Source organism: Protofrankia sp. CiP1_Cm_nod3 (assembly GCF_982290655.1).
Genome location: NZ_CEVIVD010000139.1, coordinates 1 through 1,316, shown reverse-complemented (window position 1 = coordinate 1,316; position 1,316 = coordinate 1). Strand labels below are relative to the sequence as shown.

The following is a 1,316-nucleotide window of genomic DNA, read 5'->3' as shown; positions in this document are numbered from 1 at the left end:
CCGCCGGCGGGTGAGATCGAGCTGGACTACGTCGCCTCGGTGCCGAACGCGGCAAAGGTGCTGGCCGCCCTGCACCGGGGTGAGAAGCGGCTCGTGTTCTGCGACTCGAAGAAGATCGTCGAGGAGCTCGGGCAGGCGCTGCGTTCCCTCGGGGTGACGACGTTCCTCTCGCACGCGTCGCTGTCCGTCGATGAGCGGCGCCGGTCCGAGGAGGCCTTCGCCCAGGCCCGGGACTGCGTGATCGTCGCCACCAGCACCCTGGAGCTGGGCATCGACGTCGGCGACCTCGACCGGGTCATCCAGATCAACGCCCCGGGAACCGTCGCGTCGTTCCTGCAGCGTCTCGGCCGCACCGGCCGCCGGGCGGGTACGACTCGCAACTGCCTGTTCCTCGCCCTGAACGAGAGTGCGCTCGTGCATGCCGCCGGGCTGTTGCTGCTGTGGGGCCGCGGCTGGGTCGAGCCGGTCGTCGCACCGCCGGAGCCACGGCACATCGTCGCCCAGCAGCTGCTCGCATACTGCCTTCAGGAGAACCGGGTCGGCGACCGGGCCTGGGTGGACGAGTGGAACGGCCTCGCGCCCTTCGACCGCTCGGCGGAGCCGGTCGTGCGCCACCTCGTCCGCATGGGCTACCTGGACTCCGACGGCGGCATGCTGTTCGTCGGCCCCGAGGCGGAGCGCCGCTTCGGCCACCGGCACTTCTCCGAGCTGACCGCGGTCTTCACCGCGGCACCCGAGTTCACCGTCCTGCACGGCCGCGACGAGATAGGCCGCACCGACCCGGTCCTGCTCACCGGCCCCGTCGAGGGCCCGCGGCTGCTGCTGCTCGCCGGCCGCAGCTGGCGGGTCACCCACATCGACTGGAAGCGCCGCCGCTGTTTCGTCGAGCCCGCCGAGAGCGGCGGCCGGGCCCGCTGGCTGGCCCCTGCCGACGGCGCCACGTCCTTCGAGCTGACCAGAGCGATGCGGGATGTCCTGCTCGGCGCCGGCCCGCCGGTCCCCCTCACCCGCCGGGCGGCGCAGCGGCTCGCGGCCGTCCGCGGGAACCACCTCAACGTCGTCCACCCGGGCGGCACAATGATCGTCCGGACGGAGGACCTGACCGACGTCCGTTGGTGGACCTGGGCCGGCGAAGGCGCCAACCGCACCCTCACCGCGAGCCTCGGCGACCTCGCCGACCCCTCCAGACCCCGGCCGCCTCCTACCTGCGCCTGCGCACCGGCCTGACCCCGGCCAGCTGGCAGGCCGCGACCGCGGGCCTGCAGTCCCGCCTCTGCCTCCCCCACGTCACCGGCGAGGCCCTGGCCGGCCTGAAG

General features: G+C 73.6%; 1 protein-coding gene. It reads left to right on the top strand.

The window, feature by feature from the left end; all coding sequences use genetic code 11:
• A partial coding sequence (locus tag AC5LUJ_RS19885; protein WP_493465494.1) for a helicase-related protein occupies positions 1-1,227 on the top strand: 1,227 nt, incomplete at its 5' end.
• Between the last annotated feature and the right edge of the window lie 89 nt (positions 1,228-1,316).